The organism is Candidatus Thiosymbion oneisti, assembly GCF_900092655.1.
Lineage (GTDB): Bacteria > Pseudomonadota > Gammaproteobacteria > Chromatiales > Chromatiaceae > Thiosymbion > Thiosymbion oneisti.
Genome location: NZ_FLUY01001783.1, coordinates 1 through 6,120 on the forward strand (window position 1 = coordinate 1; position 6,120 = coordinate 6,120).

Below are 6,120 nucleotides of genomic sequence, written 5' to 3' on the forward strand. Positions count from 1 at the left end.
ACGCTGGGACCGCCGTCTTTCAGACGGCTTACGCACCCAATGACCAGCTGTCGGCAACGGTCAGAGCAGACGCCTTCCGGGCCGCACCGGATAATGCCGGACCGCCGGCAGGTTCGGTTCCCGTGTATACGCAATGGTGGACACCAGCCTGATGCTCTGTGCGGCGCGGAGCTTCCGCGTTCCCACGCAGCGCGTGGGAACGAGAGAATCCTCGCTATCTCGAACCATGGATAGACACAGATAAACACGGATTGGTCTCCATCCGTGTCGATCCGTGTTCATCCGTGGTTCTCCTTCCGGATTACGGGGTGGTAAAACATCGCCAGGCAGGGCTTGTTAAACTGGTGGTCACCGTCCCACCGACCGACCCGATCAGCCGAAGGTCCTGCCATGCACAAGCTCCATGCCGTTCCCGTTCCTGACACCAATCCCGAGAGGGAGGAAAGCCTATCTGATCGGGTATCTCCCGAGACCTCCAAGATCGACCTCAAAGACCCGGCGCTCTATCTCAACCGGGAGCTGACCTGGCTCGAATTCAATCGCCGGGTGTTGCACGAAGCGGCCGATCCCCGCACCCCCCTGCTGGAGCGGGTCAAGTTTCTGGCCATCGTCAGTAACAACCTGGACGAGTTCTTTATGAAGCGGATCGGCGGACTCAAGCAGCAGATCGCTGCCGGGGTGCGCAAGACCTCGGTGGATGGGCGTACCCCCGGCCGGCAGGTCAGGGAGTGTCATGCCGTGTGCCGGGAGCTGCACGCGGAGCAGAAGCGGATCTTCGATGAGCTCTTGTCTCTGCTCGAGACCCACGAGATCCGGATCGTCAAGGTCGCGGACCTGCCGGAGGCCACTCGGGAACAGCTGCGCGAGCATTTCAGCACCGAGATCTTCCCGATCCTCACGCCTTTGGCCATGGACCCGGCACATCCCTTTCCCTTCATCTCCAATCTGGCGCTCAATCTGCTGGTGACCCTGCACTTCCCCGGCGCCGGCGAGACCCATATGGCGCGGGTGAAGGTGCCGGTAGCCAAGGATATCTCCAAGCGTCTGATACCGATCAACAGCGGCCATAGCTTCGTGACCCTGAATGACCTCATGGTCAACAACCTGGACATGCTGTTCCCGGGCATGGAGATCGAGTCCTGCGAGCTGTTCCGGGTCACCCGCAACGCCATGGTGGAGCCGTCCGAAGAGGTGGCGAGCGACCTGTTGGAGATGATCGAGACGGAGCTGCGCGAGCGCCACTTCGCACCCATCGTGCGGCTGGAAGTGGAGCGGGGCATGGCCCCGGTCCGGCGCGGTATGCTGGCCGCGGAGCTGGGGCTGGACGAAACCGAGGATGTGTTCGAGACCGAAGGCATGATGGCCATGCGCGACCTCTTCGAGCTGGCCGCCTTGGATCTTCCCGAGCTGCACGACGAGCCGCATCACCCGGTCGAGCATCCGCTGCTCGCCCAGGACCGCCGCAGCATCTTCCACATCATCCGTGAGAACGGGCCCCTGCTGCTCCAGCATCCTTATCAGCCCTTTGCGACCACGGTCGAGCGTTTCATCGAGACCGCAGCGGAGGACCCCAAGGTCCTGGCTATCAAGATGACCCTTTACCGGACCTCGGCCGAGGGCAAGATCCTCGACTCCCTGATTCGGGCCTCGCGCAACGGCAAGCAGGTCGCGGTGCTGGTGGAGCTCAAGGCCCGCTTCGACGAGGCCGCCAACATCCGCTGGGCGCGCCGGCTGGAGGCCGAGGGCATCCATGTCAACTATGGCGTACTGGGCTTCAAGACCCACTGCAAGCTGATCTTCGTGGTCCGCCGGGACTATGCGCGGCTACGCCGCTACTACCACGTGGGCACCGGTAATTACCACTCGGGCACCTCGAAGCTCTACACGGACTTAGGGATCCTGGGCTGCGACGAGGACCTGGGGCAGGACATCACCGAGCTCTTCAACTACATCACGGGCTACTCGCCGCCGCCCAGGTACCGCAAGGCCCTGGTCGCACCCTACCAGATGAAGCACGCCATCCTGGAGAAGATCCGGCGTGAGATTCATCACCAGGAGGCAGGACGCGATGGGTCGATCCAGATCAAGATGAATGCCCTGGAGGATAAGGACATCACCCGCGCCCTCTACGAGGCCAGCCGCGCGGGGGTGACGGTCGATCTCATCGTGCGCGACACCTGCCGTTTCCGGCCCGGGCTCCCGGGTCTCTCCGAGAAGGCTCGGGTGGTGGGTATCGTCGGACGCTTCCTGGAACATGCCCGCATCCTCTATTTCCGCAACGGTGGGGACGAGGAGTATTACATCGGCTCCGCGGACATGATGAAGCGCAACCTGGAGAGCCGGGTGGAGGTCCATGCACCGGTGGAGGATCCTGAAATGCGCCAGGAGCTGCGGCTGATCCTGGACGCGCAGCTGGCCGACCAACGCTCCGCCTGGGACATGCAGTCCGACGGCACCTATAGCCAGCGCCGGCCGACCGACGATACCGCCAAGGGCGTCCAGGAGACCCTCATCGGCGTCGCCAAGCGGCGCCTGGCGGCGGCCTCGAGACACCAGGAGAAGAAGATCCGCTCTCGCCTGCTCGGCCACTTCCAGCGCCGACTGCGCAGCAACAAGGAGCAGGGGTAGGGTCCCAATCCCCGCTCTATCGAACCACGGATAGACACGGATGAACACGGATTGGTCTCCATCCGTGTCGATCCGTGTTCATCCGTGGCTTACCTTGATGATGATCGTTATTCCTTCAGCCCATAGATTCTCTCCGCGGCGCGGAGCTTCCGCGTTCCCACGCGGCGCGTGGGAACGCGAGATTAAGCCGGCGTCCCCACGCTGGAGCGTGGGAGCGCGCGGGATTCCGATCGTGAGCTATGCGGTAGACAGCAGCATCTACGAAATCGTGATCCTGGAAGCACAAGAATTCGTCGTTTTTTGCTCAGACCTCCGCCGCGAAGAAGGCCTGCACATCTCCCAGGTCCCGAGAGCGGCGCATGGGGGGGAGGCTGGCGAGGAAGGCATGGCCGTAGGAGCGACTCAGTAAGCGGGGATCGCAAACCACCAGCACGCCGCGATCCCGGACATCCCGGATGAGGCGCCCCGCCCCTTGCTTGAGGGCGATGACCGCCTGAGGCAGCTGAAGGTCCCGAAAGGGATTGCCGCCGCGGCGTCGCAGGGCGTCGATGCGGGCGGCGAGGACCGGGTCTCCGGGCGCGGCGAAGGGCAGCTTGTCGATGATGACGCAGGACAGGGCCTCCCCGCGCACGTCGACGCCTTCCCAGAAGCTCGCGGTCCCCAGCAGCACGGCATTGCCCAAGCGCCGGAAGCGATCCAGCAGTTCGGCACGGGGGGCGCTGCCCTGCACCAGCAGCGGATAGGGGATGTGTGCTTCCAGCCCGGGCGCGGCCTCGCGCAGGGCGCGGTGACTGGTGAAGAGCAAAAAGGCACGACCGCAGCTGTATGCAAGGATCTGTGCCGCCAGCTCCACAACCGCGGTGCCATAGGTCCCGGTGGCGGGGTCCGGCATCCCTTTGGGTACGAACCACAGGGCTTGGCGGCCATAGTCGAAGGGGCTCTCCCAGCGTTCCGTGCGGGCGTCGCCGATGCCGAGCTGGCGGGCGAAGTGATCGAAGCGCTCGCCTACGGCCAGGGTGGCGGAGGTGAAGATCCAGGTCGCCCGGTAGCGTTCCCGCTGGGACTGGAAGATGTCCGCTACCTGCAAGGGCGTCTGGTGAAGCCGAAAACCCTTGCCCTGGGTCTCGTACCAACGGATGTCCTCCGAGTCGTCGCCTTCCGCCAGGAGGGTAAGACGCCGGCCGAACTCGGCGCTGCGGGCCAGACAGCTGTCGAGTCCCTTGCCGCGCCCCTGCAGGGCCTCGAGGACGGCGTGCAGGTCGCCCATGCGGGTGCGCAGGGTATCCAACGCCTGGAGCGAGCCCGGATCCGCCGCCAGCTCGCTCCAGGGTCCTCGCCGTGCCTCCTCGCCCAGGCTCAGGCGCAGGTCGAGGACCCCGCGGCGCAGATCGTCGGTGCGGTCGAGGAGCGCGGGGATATCACCTGCCTCGCGTCGGTACTCGAGCTCCAGGTCCCTGGTCAGATCCAGCAATTGGCGACCGCTGACCGCCAGGCCGAAGAAGTTGCTTGCCGCGTCCGGCAGCTGATGGGCCTCATCGACGATGAAGCAATCCGCGCCGGGGAGGATCTCACCGCATCCCTCGTCCCGCAGTGAGAGGTCGGCACACAACAGATGGTGGTTGATGACCACCAAATCTGCCCCTTGGGCCCGGCGCCGGGCCTCTACCAGGTGGCAATGGCCCCAGTCCGGACAGCTCTGGCCCAGGCAGTTGTCGCTGCTGGAGGTCACCACCGGCCACACGGGGGCATCCTCGGGCAGATCGAGCTCGGCCACGTCGCCGCTGCGGGTCACCGCGGCCCAATCGCGTACCTTGAGCAGCTGTCGGCGCAGCGCTACGAACCGGCGCCGGTGGTCCTGCAGGGCCACATCCAGTCGGTAGCGACACAGGTAGTTTCCCCGCCCCTTGAGCATGGCGATGCGTACGGGGACCTTCAAGACCTCGCGGACCAGGGGCAGGTCGCGGTGGAAGAGCTGGTCCTGCAGATTGCGGGTCCCGGTGGAGGCCAGGACCTTGCGCCCTGAGAGCAGGGCCGGGACCAGGTAGGCGAAGGTCTTGCCGGTGCCGGTGCCGGCCTCGCAGATGAGGGTCTCGCCGGCCTCCAGCGCGGCGGCTACCGCCTCCGCCATGGCCTGTTGCTGGGGACGGTGGCGATAGCCCGACAGGCGCTCGGAGAGCAATCCCGCGGGGCCGAGGATGTCTCGGATCTGATCCAGGTGGCCGCCGGCCATGTCTTTGGAAGGAGCAAACGACGAAGCGCGCGAATCAATCCGCGAGGATTCGCGTGATGCGTGGTTTTTCTTGGCGGTCGGGTTAAAGCACGCCTGGATCGACTCGACCCCGGAACGCACGCCTGACTCGACCGACCTGGCTTTCCATTTGAACCGCTTAAGACGCTGGGGAGGCAGAGAAAACGATCACCAGCAGGTTTCTGCGATCGGAGCGCAGCAGGCAAGCCGTACTACCCGCCGTTCAGTCACATACCTCGTCGAAAACGCGCTGCGTCTCTGCGGTCAATGCATCCGCGGCCCAGTCGGCAAAGAACCTTATTGATACCTTTAGCCGCCGCGGGCATTACGTTGGGCCTCCATGGCTCTGGCCGTATCGCTATCGGCCCGCTGGGCAGCGGCGATGATGTTCCGGTTGTCGCGCGTGAGGGCGCTCTGCTTTCCCCCGGCCAGGACATTCGAGCGTGAGGCCAGATTGCGCGCCTGGGCGTAGCGTCCCTGCTCCATGCGTACCCGCGCCAAGCGGTTCCAGACATAGGGCTCCAGGGGTTGGAGGCCCAAGGCGCGCTCCAGGTTCGCCGCGGCGCTCACGTAATTCCTCACCCGGCGCTGCCGCTCGGCCTGCTTGACCAGCTTACTCACCGCCGGCGACAGGCTCGGAGTCGGCGGCGGTGGGGGGGCAGCAGCTATGGCCCGCGGGGCGGGCGTCGCGCCTTGGGACGGAACCTTTGCCGGCTGCGCCGGGGTTTCCTGTTCAGGCGTGGACTTGACCGCCGGCTCGGACCCGGGACCGGCCTTTGCCTGACGCGATTCCTGTGCCGGAACGGCGCTCTGCGGAGTGGGGGCGTCCGGTTCGGAGGTGGGCGCTCGATAGGGGTAGACCTTGGCTACCTCCTGCTTGGGGGGCTTAGGCTTCGGATGTGGAGGCTTGGGCGCCGACCGACCGGCGGTTATGATGGGGGCCGGCGGGCCGACCCGTTGCGGGGGGGCACAAGCGGCAAGGCCGGCCGCCAACAGAATGATCAGGATTATTCTATTCACTTGGTCACCATTTAAATCGTGCATGCGCTCACTGGATCCACTCCCGCTCCCGCCTCTCGAGGGTGTCGCAAAAACGGTGGCGTCAGCTGCCTGTCCATGAAGTTTAAACCACAGAGAACACAGAGAACACAGAGAATCGGCCCGTGCCAGGGCGAGCGCGTATAAATCCTCCCGAAAACATGATCTTGTAGGTTGGGCAAGGGCCGTAAGATGTGGTGAGCGCA

Annotated in this window: 4 protein-coding genes; 2 read left to right on the plus strand and 2 right to left on the minus strand. The window is 64.9% G+C overall.

Annotated elements, in window-relative coordinates; all coding sequences use genetic code 11:
* The first annotated feature begins 390 nt into the window (after window positions 1-390).
* Window positions 391-2,628, plus strand: a complete 2,238-nt coding sequence (ppk1, locus tag BQ17_RS18950; RefSeq protein ID WP_089729799.1) for a polyphosphate kinase 1 — start codon at window positions 391-393, stop codon at window positions 2,626-2,628.
* A gap of 304 nt (window positions 2,629-2,932) precedes the next feature.
* Here ppk1 and yoaA read toward each other — a convergent pair whose 3' ends face one another.
* The gene (yoaA, locus tag BQ17_RS18955) at window positions 2,933-4,858 is read right to left on the minus strand and encodes a DNA repair helicase YoaA (protein WP_218068355.1); all 1,926 of its coding nucleotides are present in this window, start codon (window positions 4,856-4,858) and stop codon (window positions 2,933-2,935) included.
* Between yoaA and BQ17_RS18960 the strand changes: the two genes are divergently transcribed.
* Complete coding sequence (locus BQ17_RS18960; RefSeq protein ID WP_089729801.1) at window positions 4,857-5,180, plus strand: hypothetical protein; 324 nt, start codon at window positions 4,857-4,859, stop codon at window positions 5,178-5,180. The two genes, yoaA and BQ17_RS18960, sit on opposite strands and share 2 nt — an antisense overlap.
* A 5-nt stretch (window positions 5,181-5,185) precedes the next feature.
* Here BQ17_RS18960 and BQ17_RS18965 read toward each other — a convergent pair whose 3' ends face one another.
* On the minus strand, window positions 5,186-5,896 hold the full coding sequence (locus BQ17_RS18965; protein WP_141699377.1) for a tetratricopeptide repeat protein: 711 nt from the start codon (window positions 5,894-5,896) through the stop codon (window positions 5,186-5,188).
* Window positions 5,897-6,120 lie beyond the last annotated feature (224 nt).

Bases quoted from the DNA above. Each gene is read 5' to 3' on its own strand.
- yoaA (WP_218068355.1), bottom strand. From the start codon at position 4,858: ATGGCCGGCGGCCACCTGGATCAGATCCGAGACATCCTCGGCCCCGCG.
- ppk1 (WP_089729799.1), top strand. From the start codon at position 391: ATGCACAAGCTCCATGCCGTTCCCGTTCCTGACACCAATCCCGAGAGG.
- BQ17_RS18960 (WP_089729801.1), top strand. From the start codon at position 4,857: ATGTCTTTGGAAGGAGCAAACGACGAAGCGCGCGAATCAATCCGCGAG.